The sequence below is a fragment of the Alkalihalobacterium sp. TH-98 genome (assembly GCF_057473385.1).
The window spans coordinates 1-17,323 of record NZ_JBYCKM010000045.1 but is presented as its reverse complement, the minus strand read 5'-3'; the positions used below and the strand labels follow the sequence as shown (position 1 = coordinate 17,323).

13 protein-coding genes, 1 riboswitch and 1 other annotated feature are annotated in these 17,323 nt (G+C 38.6%); of the genes, 1 reads left to right on the top strand and 12 read right to left on the bottom strand.

Going from position 1 to position 17,323, the window contains the following annotated elements:
- Nucleotide 1 precedes the first annotated feature (1 nt).
- From AC2VNP_RS15740 to AC2VNP_RS15705, 8 genes are all read right to left on the bottom strand, one after another.
- Nucleotides 2–1,159, bottom strand: a complete 1,158-nt coding sequence (locus AC2VNP_RS15740) for a pilus assembly PilX N-terminal domain-containing protein (protein ID WP_486918242.1) — start codon at nucleotides 1,157–1,159, stop codon at nucleotides 2–4.
- Between the two features lie 11 nt (nucleotides 1,160–1,170).
- Nucleotides 1,171–1,626 carry a PilW family protein gene (locus AC2VNP_RS15735; RefSeq protein WP_486918241.1) on the bottom strand — a complete coding sequence of 152 codons (456 nt, stop codon included), beginning with the start codon at nucleotides 1,624–1,626 and terminating at the stop codon, nucleotides 1,171–1,173.
- Complete coding sequence (locus AC2VNP_RS15730; RefSeq protein WP_486918240.1) at nucleotides 1,626–2,081, bottom strand: type IV pilus modification PilV family protein; 456 nt, start codon at nucleotides 2,079–2,081, stop codon at nucleotides 1,626–1,628. The genes AC2VNP_RS15735 and AC2VNP_RS15730 overlap by 1 nt, the downstream gene beginning before the upstream one ends.
- Before the next feature lie 11 nt (nucleotides 2,082–2,092).
- Entirely contained in the window at nucleotides 2,093–2,845 is a 753-nt protein-coding gene (locus tag AC2VNP_RS15725) for a prepilin peptidase (RefSeq protein ID WP_486918239.1), read from the bottom strand.
- A gap of 136 nt (nucleotides 2,846–2,981) precedes the next feature.
- Nucleotides 2,982–3,377, bottom strand: coding sequence for a type II secretion system protein (locus tag AC2VNP_RS15720; RefSeq protein WP_486918238.1), 396 nt, complete (start codon nucleotides 3,375–3,377; stop codon nucleotides 2,982–2,984).
- Nucleotides 3,378–3,580: 203 nt separating this feature from the next.
- A riboswitch (cyclic di-GMP riboswitch) is annotated at nucleotides 3,581–3,664 on the bottom strand.
- 266 nt (nucleotides 3,665–3,930) lie between these two features.
- Nucleotides 3,931–5,667, bottom strand: a complete 1,737-nt coding sequence (locus AC2VNP_RS15715) for a sensor domain-containing diguanylate cyclase (protein WP_486918237.1) — start codon at nucleotides 5,665–5,667, stop codon at nucleotides 3,931–3,933.
- Nucleotides 5,668–5,788: 121 nt separating this feature from the next.
- A complete protein-coding gene (locus AC2VNP_RS15710) occupies nucleotides 5,789–7,093 on the bottom strand; it encodes a bifunctional folylpolyglutamate synthase/dihydrofolate synthase (RefSeq protein ID WP_486918236.1) in 1,305 nt (434 codons plus the stop codon).
- Between the two features lie 143 nt (nucleotides 7,094–7,236).
- Nucleotides 7,237–8,505: a bifunctional folylpolyglutamate synthase/dihydrofolate synthase gene (locus tag AC2VNP_RS15705; RefSeq protein ID WP_486918235.1), complete on the bottom strand. Its 1,269-nt coding sequence runs from the start codon at nucleotides 8,503–8,505 to the stop codon at nucleotides 7,237–7,239.
- A gap of 126 nt (nucleotides 8,506–8,631) precedes the next feature.
- On the opposite strand from AC2VNP_RS15705, the gene AC2VNP_RS15700 reads away from it, so the two are divergent.
- Nucleotides 8,632–9,510 carry an ATP-grasp domain-containing protein gene (locus AC2VNP_RS15700; RefSeq protein ID WP_486918234.1) on the top strand — a complete coding sequence of 293 codons (879 nt, stop codon included), beginning with the start codon at nucleotides 8,632–8,634 and terminating at the stop codon, nucleotides 9,508–9,510.
- A gap of 131 nt (nucleotides 9,511–9,641) precedes the next feature.
- Here AC2VNP_RS15700 and AC2VNP_RS15695 read toward each other — a convergent pair whose 3' ends face one another.
- The 4 genes from AC2VNP_RS15695 to spoVID form a co-directional block, all read right to left on the bottom strand.
- The gene (locus tag AC2VNP_RS15695) at nucleotides 9,642–12,284 is read right to left on the bottom strand and encodes a valine--tRNA ligase (RefSeq protein WP_486918233.1); all 2,643 of its coding nucleotides are present in this window, start codon (nucleotides 12,282–12,284) and stop codon (nucleotides 9,642–9,644) included.
- 149 nt (nucleotides 12,285–12,433) lie between these two features.
- Nucleotides 12,434–12,719 (bottom strand) — a binding site (T-box leader).
- A 521-nt stretch (nucleotides 12,720–13,240) separates the two neighbouring features.
- Nucleotides 13,241–14,272, bottom strand: coding sequence for a spore coat protein YsxE (gene ysxE, locus AC2VNP_RS15690; RefSeq protein ID WP_486918232.1), 1,032 nt, complete (start codon nucleotides 14,270–14,272; stop codon nucleotides 13,241–13,243).
- On the bottom strand, nucleotides 14,269–15,192 hold the full coding sequence (locus AC2VNP_RS15685; RefSeq protein ID WP_486918231.1) for a hypothetical protein: 924 nt from the start codon (nucleotides 15,190–15,192) through the stop codon (nucleotides 14,269–14,271). Before AC2VNP_RS15685 ends, ysxE begins: the two co-directional genes overlap by 4 nt.
- A 153-nt stretch (nucleotides 15,193–15,345) precedes the next feature.
- Nucleotides 15,346–16,839: a stage VI sporulation protein D gene (gene spoVID / locus AC2VNP_RS15680; protein ID WP_486918230.1), complete on the bottom strand. Its 1,494-nt coding sequence runs from the start codon at nucleotides 16,837–16,839 to the stop codon at nucleotides 15,346–15,348.
- Nucleotides 16,840–17,323 lie beyond the last annotated feature (484 nt).

The window sequence follows — 17,323 nt, the reverse complement described above, 5'->3', positions numbered from 1 at the left end:
TCTACTTTCGATCCGTCTTCATATTAATAATGTCTGGAGGATTGTTTCCTCCCCAATGATAGTCATCGCTTGTAATGGGAGGAATTACACTTGGTGGTGTTGGTTCGTAACCACCTCCGCCGCCATCATCTTGAAATCCACCATCTTCCATTACAATTACCGTAGATGCATTTGAAGATACTTTAAATTCATTTGCAATAATACCTCCACCTAAATAGTAAGTACAATTCCCACCTACTGTCATTATCTGGGTTATTAATACACCGCTAACTGTTACTTTACCATCAGAACCACATCCAGTAATCGAAACCGAATTTGCATAAGTTAAATAACCTTCTTGAATGGCGATTCCTACAGCATTACCACTTGCATTAATTTGGTTATAATATCTTATTTTATTTACATCTTGTATGGGGTAACCATTCCAGTTATCTTTTGCTAAGGAAACGTCTAATCCATAATAGTTAATAAAACTTTGTAAATTTGTAATAGCTGGTTTGACTATCTTTTTCCATTCAGTTTGATTTTGATGAACATCTCTACTACTTGTAAATAAAACACTGTCACCAGCATTACCAGGAAATTTGGGAGGTTTAGGTGGTTCCTCTTGCCCTGGTGGTAGTGGTGGTATTACAATAAATTCATCCTGATCAGGAACACTCGCTATCAATTCTAGTGATCTTTCAAATTTGCCTTCTCCACCTACATATTCTGCCACTAAATTGTAACTAAACTTCTTATGTTCTGATGTATCAATAGATTTAACATCAGTTATCGACACTCGAACACCCCGACCGTCAATTTCAAATGTTATCTGATCTGGTCGATCCATTTCTATATAATAGTAGGGCCCACTTTTTATAATTGGGATATCCTTATCATCCTCGTCTTTTACTGGAAAAAGAATATTTTCACCATCATGATACATGAGTAGCCCATCCTCGACCCAAAATGTTTCCATTTCACGCATCATTAAATCTAAGCCCGCTTCTAATTTATAAAACTCTTCCTGCTCCGCTATTGTGGTCACATTCATTTTTTTACCATAAAGAGTTGTATTTAATAATGCCGCTCCTACGATTGAAACAAACACGATAATAAATAATGTTAATATGAGGGCAGCACCCTGTTCATTTTTTATAGCTTTAAATTCATCCACTCGCCAACACCTCATCTTAGAAAACGTGTAATCGGATCATGATAAACGGTCGTTTGCAATTGAAACGTTCGATCTCGTTTTTTTAATAATAAAGAAACATTGTATTTCACTGGATTTTCAACAGGATCAGGTGTTACTGTAAAATCTTCAACATGACTGGTCAAAATATGATCACTATCTTTTAGATAAACTTGATTTAATGAGTTATTGTAGCGAATAAGGGTCTCACCATCGTTCCTTAATTCCCAATCGTCTAATGTAAAATAAAACTGTGCACCATCGCGAAGGTTTTCACTCATATACTGGGAAATAAACCTCGCTTCATGTTGTAACTGATTGTCTATACTTGTTTCTTGATGAACTTTCATTGTCGTATTCACTAATAAAAACACAGGAACCGATATTATCCCCATAATTGTAATCGTAACAAGTAATTCTACTAAAGTAACTCCACGTTGGTTTTTCATTATTGTTTCTTCACCACCGTTACGATTGTAGCTTCTTGACTGTTTGGTTCTCTTGATTTTAAAGTAACTTTTACTTCATAAAAATTATCAATAGCTCTTTCATTTACTTGTGGGTCAGATGTAACATTTACTAGATTACTAAAATGTATTTGATACATGACTTCTAAATCCGTTAGTTCTGGTTCCACTGTGCTTGTAATATCTATTGGTGAACATCCGGAATTCGCTGAACAAGTTCCATATATCGTTCTATTCTCTAATCCCTCAGGATAAGTACTAATTCTAGCTGTTTCCACCACTTCTTGAGCAGAATACTGAATTTGACTTTCTTTTCCTTGAGATACGGTATTCGTAAAAGTCCCTGTCATTAATGTGAGAATAGGAATGACAACAATCCCCAAAAGGGTAATAGTTACAAGTAACTCGATTAATGTAATTCCTCTTTGATCCTTCATAACCTCACACCTTACCATAATAAGTTCAAATACCAATTCCATATGTCATAACCAAATAAGTAAGCTAACAGCGTCCCAATAAAAATAAACGGCCCAAACGCAATCGGTTGTTTACGCTTCACGATGCCAAGCACCAAGAGCGTAATGCCGACAATCGTACCTACAAATGATGCTAATACGAGACTCATAACGGTCATCCACGGACCTAATGCAACACCGATCGCCGCATAAAGCTTTACATCACCACCACCCATACCACCACGGCTGACGATAGCAATCAGTAGTAACAATGCAAAACCAACAACCCCACCAAGTAAATAGTACCAAAACGGTTCCGTCCCAATAAATAAGCGACTAATGATTAATAAACCAAGCATTGGTAACGTCACCACATCTAAAATAAGTTGTTTGCGAATATCGGTTAAGACTGAAATAACAAGTAAAATAGTTAAAATGAGTGCAGGAATTAACTCTAGTTGAAGACCAACAAATTTATAAACAATAAAAATCGATGTTGCTGTTAATAATTCTCCAAATGGATATAAAGGAGAAATTTTTGTTTGACAGTAACGGCATTTTCCTTTTAAGAATAAGTAACTGAATACAGGAACTAGATCAAGTACAGTAAGTTTATGCTTGCAATTTGGACAATGAGAAGGTGGGAATGCTATGGATTCTTTGTTAAGTAGACGGATGGCTACTACGTTTAAGAAGGAGCCGAGTAATAACGCAAGTAATAAAAAGTAAATATCTAATAATATCAATTAAATCTCTCCTCATCAGAAATAATACATAACATCCCTTCTTTATTTAATAAATAGAGTTAAAATTTTCTAATGCAAGTATTAAATTATTTAAAAAGCTGTCGCTATCAATTATAGCGACAGCTAGTAATCCTTATTAACGTGCGTATTGAGACCCACTAGGTAAACATGCTGCTCCGATTTTTACAGTACTTGTAGTAGCGTTACCTTCAATAGAGAAAGCTGCAGCTGTAGCATCACAAGCTCCAAAAGTTTCAATTGTAGGCAGCGGATTAATATTTAATTCACCTAGTCTTGCAGCAACAGTTTCCCCAGTTGGATAATCACCTGTCTCTACTTTGTATCTTTGCAAATCATCATTAATAATCTTTACATTCTGTTCATTTGTTGCTTGACGTGCTTTATCACTATTCTGCCCTAACATCGGAATAGCAATCGCCGCAATAATCCCTAAAATAACAATTACAACTAGTAACTCAATAAGTGTTAAACCTTTTTGATTTTTAAGACGTTTTTGAATAAGTGCCTTCATTTAAATATCTCTCCCTTTTTTCTCATAGTTAATTTATTTTTTGAGCTTGTCCGCTCTCAAAACCGTACCTAATTTCTTGTTGCTAGACTTGACCTAATAATGATGCTTTTGACTTTGTTCGCTAACTTTTTTACCTTAATTTGTCATAAAATGACAAATTAAGTGCAAAAAAATAACCTTTACTAGACCTCCTCCGAGATGTCATATGTAAAAGTCGGTTGCACCACTAGCTCCGTACGACTTAGGTGCCCACATACAAGTCGTATTTCATCGCGCCTTTAATTTCAATATATTGAACAATTCTAGTAATAAATACTCTAATCTCTTATGTTTCAAACCTATTATAACAAGTCCTACTACTAAGATCATTAGAGAAGTGTAATTCCCTTTAATTTACTAGTCTGTTTGCTTCATCCTTGCAACTCTGATTATAGCAAGATTCTCCTAAATGAAAATACTTTTCGGTAAATTTTTTTATGGAATTTATATCAAATTTACTACTTTAGTCACAAAAGTGACAATAGTAATTTTTATTAGAAGATAAACTGTGTCGTTACCTCGTCAACGTATCTTCTAACGTTTCCACTGCTACTTGTACTTCAGATCGATCCCCATACACCGCCACGCGGTTTCTGCCTTTTTGTTTCGCTCCTGTATACATCGCACGGTCTGCTTGGCGGACAAGTGATACCGGATTGGACTCTTCATCATCGCTAGTTGCCACACCGATACTCGCCGTGATCTGAATCGTTTTCATTTCTCCTTCGTTGAGGTCGTTATGAATAAGGAACTGGTGTTGGGCAATGCGCAGACGTAATTCTTCCGCTTTCATGTATGCGGCAGTTGAATTAGTGTTTGTTAATAGAATGACAAATTCTTCGCCGCCATAGCGAGCGACAATTCCGTTTTCCCCTATTGTCTCTTCCATCAGCCTTGCGATTTGACAAAGTACGTCATTACCGGCTTGATGGCCATACGTATCATTAACAGACTTAAAATGATCTAAGTCTAGTAGAATGACCGCTACTTTATCGTTCTGAATGACGCTTTGTTCATAGTTTTCAATTAATAGTCGCTCAAACGAACGATAATTATAAAGACTTGTCAGCGGGCAACGTTCACTTTCTTTTTTCGTTGCTTCGTAATGACGGGCGTTATCAATCGCGACACCGACGAAGTTTGCGAGGATTTCCATTAACGTGACATTTTGCTTTTTATAGGCACTTTTTTGATTAACAGCGATCGTGATGATGCCTTTCAACTCACGATGTTGAATAATTGGGACGACCATTACGGAATGAGCTGTTTTTAACCAAAGACGCTCTGGTGTCGGCCATTGGCTCCTATTTTGAAAGACAACGGCTCTTTTTCTGCGGTACACTTTTTCAGTTACTGAATCAATTGTCTTTCCCGTTGAAAAAAGAGCAGTGGGGTCTTTTTGATAGGCTTCTAGTAGTTGCAGCTTCGTATTTTCAATTGTGTATAAGTAAATATAATCACTTGGAAATAAGTCTTTTATTTTATTGATAAATAAGTGAGCAGTCTCTTTTACTTCCCACGTACTGCTTAATTCAATGCCTAGTTCATTTACTTTTTTGAGTTGGTCATTCATTAGTTCACTTCTGCGATAGACTTTTAACATAATGGAAATTCCTATAAAAGCAACTGCAACGATTCCAGACGCCCCGTACCCAATTTCTTGGTACATCATGACAAGAATTACACTCATCGGCAAGACGAGTGCTGCAGTCGCCAGTTCCCATATCGTTCCTCTATCAAAGAACTTTGTTTTGACTTTCGCCAGATGATTTCGAATGAGGTAGATTAATACATGGTTAACGAACAGAAATGTACATACATACGCTGCTAACGGAACAAAAAAAACTAACGCATTTGGAAGCGGTAATCCAACGGCGAAGTAATACATCCCCGCGGCAGAAAGAGACGTTATATAGAACATAATGGAATTCAGTGGAATTCGATACAAGCTTTCACGATTTATTCTCATTAAAAGAAGGGAAAATAATAGTGCAAATTGGGTCACGATGATTTCAATTAAGAGACCATATAAAAGAAAACTAGCAAGAGATACCCATTGAAATAAGACGAATGAATACCCTCGATAATGAATGGGAAAAACTGCAGCGATTGCAGCTAAAACGAATAGAGAGAGGATTTCTTTTTCATTTCCAGCAATTTGAGAGAAAGCATGTTGATCAAAAGCAGTGATGAAAAAAACAGTCATAATAAACCAAATTGTCCACAATGATGCTTTTACCGTACCCGACACAACCCTTCCCCCCTCTATGAATTATTTTCTGAAATTTCGATCTCTCTTTATTATATTACTACAATAGTGTAAAAATTCCTAATTTAATGGTAGTGTCAATATAATTAATGGTTATTTTTTACTACAAATTTACTTTCCTTTGCTCTATCAAATGTAATCTTGCTTGTGAAATAAAATATAAAGATCCAGTTATAAGTAATAAGTCCTGATCTTCTAGCAACGGAAGTTTCGTTTGAATAAAATGCTGCCAGTCACTGACCTTCGTTTTATCTTTAAAACTGCAATTGTCATATAAATCAGTAGCTGTTGCTGCCCGTGGAAAATCAAAACTAGTAAAATTAACTTCGTCTATTACGTCATATAGAGGGGTGAGCATCTTTTCAACGTTTTTTTCTTTGGTGGCCGCAAATAACACCTTAATGTTCTTATCTGCAAACTGTTCACGTAAAACGGTTGCTAGCGCTGCTATACCTTCCTCATTGTGAGCACCATCGATGTAAACAAGAGGTGTTTCACTGATTTTTTCGAAGCGTCCGATCCACGCCGCCTTCTTTAGAGCCCTTCGAATTTCTTCTTCTGTAATGAGAAGCGCTTGATACGTTTTTAAATAATCAATAACCATTAAGGCAAGCGACGCATTTTTGATTTGATGTTTCCCAAGCATCGTCAGTTCTAGTGCGTCTATTTTACGAAATGGTGATGTAAAGGTGAATGTCTGTAAACCACTTGTTGAAGCTGTGTCTCCGATGAAAAAGTCATTGGCTAACATATAAAGTTTTGAGCGCTTTTGCTTCGTTTGATGTTTAAAAATAGCTAAGATGTTGTCTTCACATTCCGTCGTGATGAGTGGTACGCCCGCTTTAATGATTCCTGCTTTTTCCCGTGCAATCTCTTCTTTCGTTTCTCCTAGTAAATGCATGTGATCCATACCAATATTTGTGATCGCAGTTACTAGCGGCATCGAGACATTTGTTGCATCGAGACGCCCTCCCATACCTGTTTCTAAAAGCACAAAATCGACTGGACGGACTTCTGCGAAATAGTAAAACATCATGGCCGTTAAGCTTTCGAATTCGGTCAACATCGCTTGTCCATTCGCTTCAAATCGTTCGCGTGCTGGTGTTAAGTGATCAAAGACGCTGACAAAGTCCTCTTTTGTAATCGGTTCTTTATTAATAGAGATTTGCTCTTCATAGCTGAGTACCGCAGGCGTTGTAAACGCACCGACATCGTAACCAGCTTCTAGTAACATCTCTCGAATAAAATTTAACGTCGATCCTTTCCCGTTCGTACCCGCAATATGAATAATTTTTAACCTTCGATGAGGGTTTCCGATCTCTGCTAGAAACCCTTCCATATTCTCTAAACCTAGTTGAATGACATTACGGCTTTGAATAAAATCCACTATTTCTTCAAATGTTTTCATCCCTGATACGCCCCTTTCTTCCTTTGTAACAGTATCTATATTATATCTTCAAATCACGTCAAATAGAAAAGCCCCTGCACAAAGATCACTCTTTTAGCTGAGGCATTTCTTTAATTTAATTATCTAATTTATCCCCCGATTTCTCAAGCTTGCCTTACATACGAAAGAAAATTAAGTGAGCCTGTGACGACTAAAATCTCGTCCTTTGCTAGGTCACCTCTTAATTGGTCGAAGGCGGTCTTGTAATCCTCTTCAAATTGTATTGCATGATGGTCAAGTACACGATAGATCTCATCTCGCTGAATAGAACGCGGATGAGGGAACGTTGTTACAATAATCGTATGGGTGAGTTGCTGCAACGATTGGATCATTTCTTCTACATCTTTATCGATCATTGCTGAAAATAGGACAATGAATTTTTTATCTTGAAATGTATTTAGTAATGTTTCAACAAGGGCTTTGATCCCCTCTTGATTATGACCGCCGTCCATGATAACCATTGGTTCAGTTTGCACGACTTCAATTCGGTTGTTAATTTTTGCTTGTTGTAGACCCGCCCTTACTGCCTCTTCTCTCACATCAACATCGTGAAAGGCTTCTAGTAGTTCAATCGTTCGAATCGCTAGTGCAGCATTGGTTTGTTGATGGGTACCGAGCATTGTAAGCTGTAAGTCGGTGTAGGTATGTTGTTCAGATGTATAAGTAAACCTATCGTTTGAATGGTGTACCTCAAATTGACTTCCTAATTGGTGTAATGATGATTGTTGTTCTGCTGCCGTTTTCTGGAGCAGTGAAACGACTTCTTGCTGCGTACATCCTGAAACTAAAGGGATCGATGGTTTAATAATTCCTGCTTTTTCATTTGCGATTTGCAGCAGGTCATTTCCAAGAAATTCAATATGATCCAAGCCAATATTCGTGATAATCGCGACTAGTGGTGTAAGAACATTCGTCGGATCTAACCGGCCTCCTAATCCTGTTTCAATAATTATAAAATCCATATTCTCCACTTGAGCAAAATATAGAAAAGCGAGTGCTGTCATCACTTCAAATTCAACAGGTGCACCGTAATCAGATCGTTCTAACTCCTCGATAACCGGGAGTATTTGTTCCACTAACTGTACAAAATCTTCTTGTGAAATCGGCTTTCCGTCTAGTTGAATTTGATCGTTTCGTTGAAATAGATAGGGTGATGTAAATGTACCGACTCGATACCCAGCCTCATTTAAAATAGATCGTAAGTAGGTTAAGGTTGACCCTTTTCCATTCGTACCGGCAAGGTGAATACTTCTTGTCTTCTCATGCGGGTTCCCTAGCTTTTCAAGTAAGACTTGCATTCTTTCAATTCCGAAATAAATTTTGTTTTCCTTTGTTTGTTCGATTAATTCATTTGCTTTATGGTAAGAAAGCATGGAAAAAGCTCCTTTGAAAAAAGTATGCAAAATAATGTCTTTTCCTTTATGATGAAACAAGACAGTTCAATATACTACTATTTAAACACTTATTGATATTCAAAGAAATAGATCAGGAGAGGTTATATGAAAAAAAAACGAACAGGATGGCTCATTTATAACCGAGAAGATGCTGACAAAAATCAAGCATATATCGATTGGATGTTGGAAGAAGCTAACTTATTAGGCATCGATTTATCGTTTTACTTCAAAGAGGAACTCCTTTATGGCGTCATGGGTCAGCAACTCTTTATTCACCACCATCAAAATGAACTTCAACTACCGGATTTTGCAATCATGCGAAATATTGATCCACTATTCAGTCAACAATTAGAAGCACTAGGTGTTACTGTCTTTAATAACTCGTTCGTTTCCACGCTTTGTAACGATAAAGCAAGAACGCACCAGTTTTTAACGCGGGCCGGCATTCCGATGTTGAACACTTTATTTGTAAAAAAGAATGAATTTGTGCCCACCCACCTTCCGTTTTCTTATCCGGTCGTTGTCAAAGAAGTCTCAGGGAGAAGTGGACAGCAAGTATACGCTGTTGAAAATCTACAGGCATTGGAAAAGTTGTTAGCTAACATCACTTCTAACGACTTAATTATTCAAGAGATGGGCGACGTTCCTGGGAAAGATGTTCGCGTCTTTGTGATTGGTTCTACGATCATCGCTGCGATCTTACGCTATTCTTCAACCGATTTCAAAGCGAATTTTTCCTTAGGAGGAAGTGCTAAATTATACGAGTTAAATGATAAGGAAAAAGCATTAGTGGAAAAAATTATTGCACAGTTTGACGGACAACTTGGCCTGGTTGGGATCGATTTTCTTTTCGATAAAGAAGGCCAGTTCATCTTTAATGAAATTGAAGACGTCGTTGGCTCACGAACCTTATCAGCCAATTCCGATTACAATATCGTCCGCCTATACTTACAACATATGATGAACGTATTAGCGGATGTTTAAGAGAGATATTCCTTTTGTTCCTACGGCAGTAGCAGAAAGTATTAGAAAATTAAAGAACGGGATAATGTAAAAGAAGACGAAAATCGCAATGATTTTCGTCTTCTTCGTGTTTTTGTATTGGGATATTCGTTTTACCCTTTTAACTCTGTAATGCGTGCTTTCACGGCTTCACGCTTTTCGATATAATCTTTTTCTTTCGCTTTTTCTTCTTCGATGACTTTCTCTGGTGCTTTTGCAATAAAGCCTTGATTGCTTAGTTTTTTCTGTACGCGTTCTACTTCTTTGTCGTACTTCTCCAGTTCTTTTTCAAGACGAGCAATTTCTGCATCAAGATCAAGCAGACCAGCCAGTGGTAAGTATAACTCAACACCCGTTATGACGTTAGACATTGACTTTTCAGGTGTCGGTATGTCTGTTCCAATTTTTAATTCACTTGGGTTACAGAACTTCTCAACATACTGAAGGCCACGATTTAATTGGTCTAATACTTGAGCATCTTTTGCTTTAATGTGAAGCTCGATTTGTTTACTCATTGGTACATTTAACTCTGAGCGGGTATTACGAACCGAACGAATGATGTCTTTTAGTAGGTTGAAATCAGCTACAGCATTTTCAAACATTAAGTGCTCTTGCTTTTCTGGCCAAGCAGCAACTGTAATGGATTCGCCATCATGCGGCAAATGCTGCCATATTTCCTCGGTAATAAACGGCATTAACGGGTGTAATAAACGAAGCGTTTGATCTAACACATAAGCGAGAACAGAACGTGTCGTTTTCTTCGCTTCTTCGTTATCACCGTAAAGTGGAAGCTTCGCCATTTCAATGTACCAGTCACAGAAATCGTCCCAAATAAAGTTATAAAGAACTCGGCCAACTTCTCCAAATTCATACGCTTCTGTTAAGCGGGTAACCGACTCAATTGTTTCTTGAAGTCTTGTTAAAATCCACTGATCGGCAATCGATTTTTCTCCAGAAAGATCAATTTCCTCATACTTCAAGCCGTCCATGTTCATTAAGGCAAATCGAGACGCATTCCAAATTTTATTCGCAAAGTTCCACGTAGACTCTACTTTCTCCCAATAGAAACGTAAGTCATTTCCTGGTGAGCTTCCTGTTGCAAGGAAGAAACGAAGCGCATCTGCACCGTACTTGTCGATCACATCCATCGGGTCAACACCGTTACCGAGTGATTTACTCATTTTACGACCTTGTGAGTCACGAACGAGTCCATGGATCAGCACATCTTTAAATGGACGCTCATCGGTAAATTCAAGACCTTGGAAAATCATACGTGCTACCCAGAAGTAAATGATGTCGTATCCAGTAACGAGTACATCGGTTGAATAGTAACGTTTAAAGTCTGCACTTTCTGTGTCCGGCCAGCCCATTGTTGAAAACGGCCATAAGGCAGATGAGAACCACGTATCTAATACGTCTTGATCTTGCTCCCAGTTCTCAATATCTGCTGGTGCTTCATGTCCAACATACACTTCACCCGTTTCCTTATGGTACCACGCTGGAATACGGTGTCCCCACCATAATTGGCGAGAAATACACCAGTCACGGATGTTCTCAATCCAGTGAAGATATGTTTTTTCAAAACGTTCTGGAACAAAGTTTACTTTTCCTTCAGATTTTTGCAGTTCAATGGCTGCTTCTGCTAGCGGCTCCATTTTAACGAACCATTGGGTTGAAAGATAAGGTTCAACAACAGCCCCGCTACGCTCGGAATGACCGACCGAATGTGTATGTTCCTCAATTTTGAAAAGCACACCCATATCTTGAAGATCTTTAACGATTTGCTTACGGCACTCGAAACGATCCATTCCTTGATACTTATCTGCATTCTCATTCATCTTGCCGTCTTCCGACATAACAAGTACACGCTCTAAATTATGACGATTTCCAATTTCAAAGTCATTCGGGTCATGTGCAGGTGTAATTTTAACGGCACCTGAACCAAATTCCATATCAACGTAATCATCACCGACAATTTCAATTTCACGGCCAACGATAGGTAGTTTTACTTTCTTACCAATTAAATGCTTATAACGGTCATCTTCTGGATGAACCGCAACCGCTGTATCTCCAAGCATTGTTTCTGGACGTGTGGTAGCTACTTCAATAGAGCCGCTGCCATCAACAAGCGGATATTTCATATGATAGAACGCACCTTGAACGTCTTTATAAATAACTTCGATATCGGATAAGGCTGTCTTTGTTTGCGGGTCCCAGTTAATAATGTACTCTCCGCGGTAGATTAAGCCTTTTTCATATAAGCGGACAAAAACTTCACGAACGGCTTTAGATAGTCCTTCATCTAACGTAAAACGTTCACGAGAGTAATCTAGAGCTAGTCCAAGCTTAGACCATTGCTGGCGAATATGTGACGCATACTCTTCTTTCCATTCCCACGATTTTTCGAGGAACTTTTCACGACCTAAATCGTAACGGCTCAGTCCTTCTTCACGAAGCTTACCTTCTACTTTTGCTTGGGTGGCGATACCGGCATGGTCCATTCCAGGCAGCCAAAGCGCATCGTACCCTTGCATTCGTTTCGTACGAATTAAAATATCTTGTAAAGTCGTGTCCCAAGCATGACCTAAGTGAAGCTTCCCTGTTACGTTTGGTGGTGGAATGACAATCGTATACGGTTTCTTTGCTTCATCTCCTGTAGCTTCAAAAAACTTACCATTGACCCAAAATGGGTACCATTTTGCTTCAGTATCTTGCGGGCTGTACTTCGTTGGCATTGTTAATTCTTGATTTTCCATTTTGTGACCTCCTTTATATGTATAGAAAGAATTGGCTGTCCTCTAATTAAAAATAGGTTCAAGCCTTGCTTTTTCTGCTTTTTACAAGGCAACTTAACCGGTGATTACACACGATAAGTGCCGTAAAACATCAAAAAACTCCCTCCACCTCAAAGGACGAAGAGAGTTGTATTCGCGGTACCACCTTTGTTTGCAAGCTAAAAAAGCTTACACACTTCATTCAGGTAACGGCATCTGCCGACTCGATCTACTAGCAGAAAAATGATAAAGTCTCTTTCCGCTTGTTCCATTGTAAGCGGACAATACTTTCACTTAACTCGTTCAAAAGAGCTGCTCAAGGGTGACGTTCAATTCATACATCCTGAAAAATCTCTCAGCGACTGATTTTTCTCTCTGAAGGGTTCTGAACCTACTCTTCCCTATCTAAGCATTTATGTATATGGAAGTTCAAAAAATCGGGTTCTGCATATTATTCTACCTTTTTCGATACTTTTTCGTCAATAAAAGCATCGCCAATTTTTTCTTTTTTTATGCATGGGCTCTTGATTTCACATGAATACAGCCTATGCATATGTATATAGAAAGACTGTTCTAGGAAGGAGCCTCGATATGCCAAAGCGATATAAGCGTTTTCGACCACCTTTATGGTTAGTAAAACTACGTTTAGCTCTAATACAGATCCTGTTTCCACTTCTATGCTTTCAGTTTTTTCGAACCTTGCTTTTTCCAACATCCTTTGATGTCATCTTACTAGCTTTAATGGCACTTTTATATGGATTATTTTTCGCCGGAATTATTTAAGGTTAACGATACGTGCCAAAGTGGAAAGGGTTCCATATAAAAGGCTGTCCCATTTGTTTGTGTAAAGCCCCCTAAGCCTAACTGATATAAAGACACTAACTTTTGATTTCTTTATATCTCTAGGCAAGGAGCTTAGACACTTTTGGGACAGCCTTTTATTGTTGTTCAAATTGCGGTGTTTGTTCTTCTTTTTTTATTAAATATCCTTTTAACCTTTGCACTTTTCTCATCATATGAAAACGTTTCTCTAGTCTTTGGACATGATAGATTTCAGGTTTATCTTGGTTTTGTTGCAAGTACAGTTGTAATGAAAATAGTACAGGTTCTGGGAAGCATAAATAGCCAAACAGCAACTCTTTTTCCTCATCTAGTAATGAGATGTTTCGGTCATACGTTCCAAACCAACGAACCATCTCTTCTTCATCCCAAAGGTTATAACCAAACGATTGCCGGCAAAATAATGCTAGATCACGGGCAGGTGTATCCATTGAGGCACGTTCAAAGTTAAATAAAATGGGCTCGCCGTTCGCATTAAAAATCGTATGCTTTCTTGATGCTTTACCGTGACATAAAACCGTACGATACTTCCCTTTTTCAACACATATATCATACCAATTTTTCAAATGGCGCTTAGCATCTTCGACCATAAGTAACATTTGATGAACGTGTGTTAAATAAGATAATTGAAAGGGAGAAATATACGTTTTTCCTTCAGCTTGATCTGCAAAGCGTTCTAAATCTAGTCTACGCATATCCCATCGTCTTAATAATGATTGATAAGCTTCATCAATCGTTTCTTTTGGATAATCATCCGTTTTCGCAGTTAGTCGATGAATGATACCGAGTTGGTCCATAATTTTTTCTTCTCTAGACGTACGTCCCTGATATGGTTCCTCTTCTATCCACGGCATTAAATAGTAGGTTCGATCATCTGTTGAAAGGACATATTCTCCATACTTTGTAGGCAATATAGGGATCAATTGACGATACCCTAACCGATCTAATTTCCGCATCGCTTGAACGAAAAGTTCGCCTTGCTGACGATTCATATGAGCTTCTTTCAAGGCAAACATTCCGCGGTTTGTTTGTACTTGTTGGACTTTCCCCCAACTCTCAATATGCTCAGGATACAAGTCGTAATGAAACAGGATAGGCGCATAACGATCTAATAAAGCTCGATTGGTCATGTGGCCACCTTCTTTCTATCTTCTTTTAGCCAATTGAGTAGGCTCAAAACGAGTTGCCGGCGGTCATTCCATTCTTTTTCGAACGTAGAAAAATGAATTTCGATCTCTTCCTTCTCTTCACTTTGCTGAAAAAGTTCCATTGCATGAACTAACTCCCATGGAAGCCATGCTTCTGCAAGCAGTTCGTTACCATACATCTGTCGGAGTGGGATCTGCTCTTCGATTTCATTTAACAGTTTAACTAGCGACTCCTCTCCATTTTCAGCGACCCATTGTTGTAAAAATTGAGTTAAGCTAAAAAACCCGTACTCAGGTGCTTCTGCAGTACCTTGCCAGACAAACAGTTCATAAATCTTCTTTGCTTGAGTAGTAGACGAGACCTTGTCCATTATAGGAAGTCTTTTATCTTTATTTTTTTTCCTCAATTCTAGCGCCTTATGTTTTCTACGCATGGACTCTTGTATACACGACTGTAAAATGTTTCGCTTTTTATCATCGAGCAACGTTGTTTTGGAAACCCATACTTTCCACTCTGAGGCAGACGGAAACTCTCGTTTAGCTGTTGGAATACGATCATCTTTTGTTGTTGTACCAAATTCAATCATACGAGCGATAAAATGAGCCCACTTCTGTTCAAAATCTTTAGTTGGATAGGGATCAATAATATAATCGTGTACGGTTAACCAACCGTCTTCTACCTTAATGGCTTTTCTTTTATCTTTCGTTTGCAACATTCGATCGGTCAATTGATATGGATGTTGACTGCATTTTTCACGCCATTCCTGGTGCCAGTTTAACAATGATTCGTCATGCCAAATTCGATATCTTTTTCGTCCTTGGCTCGTATCAATAATTCCATCGTCTAATTGAGATTTCACTTCAAACGGATAATTTTCTTTAAGTAATGGGAGAATATCCATACTTGTTTTCTCCTTTTTTTATAGATGGAGGGCAACTCATTAGTACCTATGCCATCACAAAGATATCGAGAGAGAATTCCAATGTTCTCCTTATCTATCCTTTGTGAGGTACTTAGCACTTTGCTAATGAGTCACCCTCCTCGTTTTTACATATTAACGCTTAGAACCTACTGGGATGTACAAGATTTGTCCTTCTTCTACTCGCTCTTCATTTAGTCGGTTCACACGAATAATTTGACTAGTTGAAAGTTCATAACGTTCTGCAATTGTATCTAATGACTCATTTTCTTGAATGATGCACATTTTTAATTTTGAAAACTGCTCTTCCCCGTCTGCTAGCATTTTCGTTAAGTAAAGTGCATTTTCATCCGTTCTCGTTTTTGGCGCTTTTACAGCTTCTGCTGCCGGCTCCTCTTGATTTTCTACGGAAGCTTCATCCTCTACTTCTGCTACTGCAGCCGGCGGCCTCTCGGATAACTTTTTCAACGGGGCAAAGTTGATTTTTGTTTCTTCTTCTTCACGGCCAGCAGGTGCTTCTGCGGCTTGAAGTCCTTCTACTTTTTGTACTGCTTCTAATGCTTCTTCTTGTTCTACTTCTTCAATCGATTTTTCCCGTTCTTCTTGTTCTATTTCGTTTATCGCTTCCACTCGTTCTTCTTCCTCAACTGTCTCCTGCTTCACATGAGCTGCTTGTTCTGAAGAGCGTTGGTTGTTCGGAACGAGATTGTCGAATGGATTTCCTTCTTCAGGCTCAATCACTTCAGGACGAGCTTCAAAGTTCAATCCTGGAGTATGTTTTGGTATCACTGGTTCTTGATTTTGTATCGGCTCACTGCCTTCTACTTCAAATTTTGGAGTTTCATATTGTTGTTCAAATTCAGGCTCTTCCATGGCTGGAACGAGTTCCTTTGCTTCTACTACAGGCTCTTCTGCTTCTGCTTTTGGCTCAGGTGCGGCTTGCTTTCTCGCTTCAAAAGAAAATGACGGAAACGGCTGAAGCGATGGTGGCTTCTCCATCTCAGGTAATTCATCCGAGAATGAAGGATTTTGTGGGATTGACGGATACTCCACATTAGACGTTGCTTCCGAATAATAGGATGCTCGCTCCTCCCTTTCATCTGCTGCCTCTGAATAAGACGGCTCTGAATATGATGAATCTGATAGGTCTGAATATGATGGATCTGGTGCATAGGATGGTCGGTTCACTTCATGCTGTTGAGTACTCATCCCGCTAATAGCCACATCTGCTGTTAGTTGCAAACAACTTTTTTCTGGAAGATCGTAATCGAATGTCTCCACTTGTACGTAAACATCATCAATGTTTTGAATACGGCTTAACGGAATTGTGACATCAATAGGGAAGAAGTGTTTAATTTCACCGATGTTTTGATCATTTAAAGTCACTTCTTCAAATGAACGAAACGCAGCAACTTCTCCCTCTTCTGTGTTTTCATCCTCATTTTGCACAGGACGGTATTCTCCGAGTAAGCGGAGACCACCTTTAATAACTACATGGTCGTTCTTTTCTTCAATGCGGATTTCGGGATCTAATGACATTGAAAGTACCTCTGCAACTTCTTGCCCTTTATTTAACCACACCGATTCCTCAATGGAAAATGACAGTTTAGATGGATGATCTTGTGTCAATGGACGTTCCTCCTTGTTTCAAAAAAGTTTACCCCCAGTTACGCTCATGCTCTGTACATTAAACTGTATGACAAGACCTTCCTCGTTATGAAAAGAATTTAAAAAAAATGCTAAAAAATTGGTTTTACGAGCATATTAGGATGATTTATAGACGATTGTTCGTTATGATCCTTCCTTAGTCCGGAGGATGTTACTAGTTTATTGTTATTTTTTTAAAATTAGAATGGTTATGTTTAAAGTTTGGGGCTTAGGGGTTGGGGGTTAGGGGGTTGTGCATTTGCTAAATGGATTGCTTTAGCAGTTATAAATATCGGGGGACGGCTGTATTGACCTGAATTCGTTCCCTTATGATGTGGTTATTTCAGGGGGCAGGCTATGTTCACTCACTTTAGTTTCTGTATCATCTGGTTTTACAGGAGCTCGGGCTCTATTCTCTCCCTTTAGTTCCCGTATCATCTGGTTTTACAGGAGCTCGGGCTCTATT

What these genes read in the sequence shown, in the direction of transcription:
- AC2VNP_RS15710 (WP_486918236.1), bottom strand. Translation starts at nt 7,093, where the DNA reads ATGAAAACATTTGAAGAAATAGTGGATTTTATTCAAAGCCGTAATGTC.
- AC2VNP_RS15705 (WP_486918235.1), bottom strand. Translation starts at nt 8,505, where the DNA reads ATGCTTTCTTACCATAAAGCAAATGAATTAATCGAACAAACAAAGGAA.
- AC2VNP_RS15700 (WP_486918234.1), top strand. Translation starts at nt 8,632, where the DNA reads ATGAAAAAAAAACGAACAGGATGGCTCATTTATAACCGAGAAGATGCT.
- AC2VNP_RS15730 (WP_486918240.1), bottom strand. Translation starts at nt 2,081, where the DNA reads ATGAAGGATCAAAGAGGAATTACATTAATCGAGTTACTTGTAACTATT.
- AC2VNP_RS15685 (WP_486918231.1), bottom strand. Translation starts at nt 15,192, where the DNA reads ATGGATATTCTCCCATTACTTAAAGAAAATTATCCGTTTGAAGTGAAA.
- ysxE (WP_486918232.1), bottom strand. Translation starts at nt 14,272, where the DNA reads ATGACCAATCGAGCTTTATTAGATCGTTATGCGCCTATCCTGTTTCAT.
- AC2VNP_RS15735 (WP_486918241.1), bottom strand. Translation starts at nt 1,626, where the DNA reads ATGAAAAACCAACGTGGAGTTACTTTAGTAGAATTACTTGTTACGATT.
- AC2VNP_RS15720 (WP_486918238.1), bottom strand. Translation starts at nt 3,377, where the DNA reads ATGAAGGCACTTATTCAAAAACGTCTTAAAAATCAAAAAGGTTTAACA.
- AC2VNP_RS15695 (WP_486918233.1), bottom strand. Translation starts at nt 12,284, where the DNA reads ATGGAAAATCAAGAATTAACAATGCCAACGAAGTACAGCCCGCAAGAT.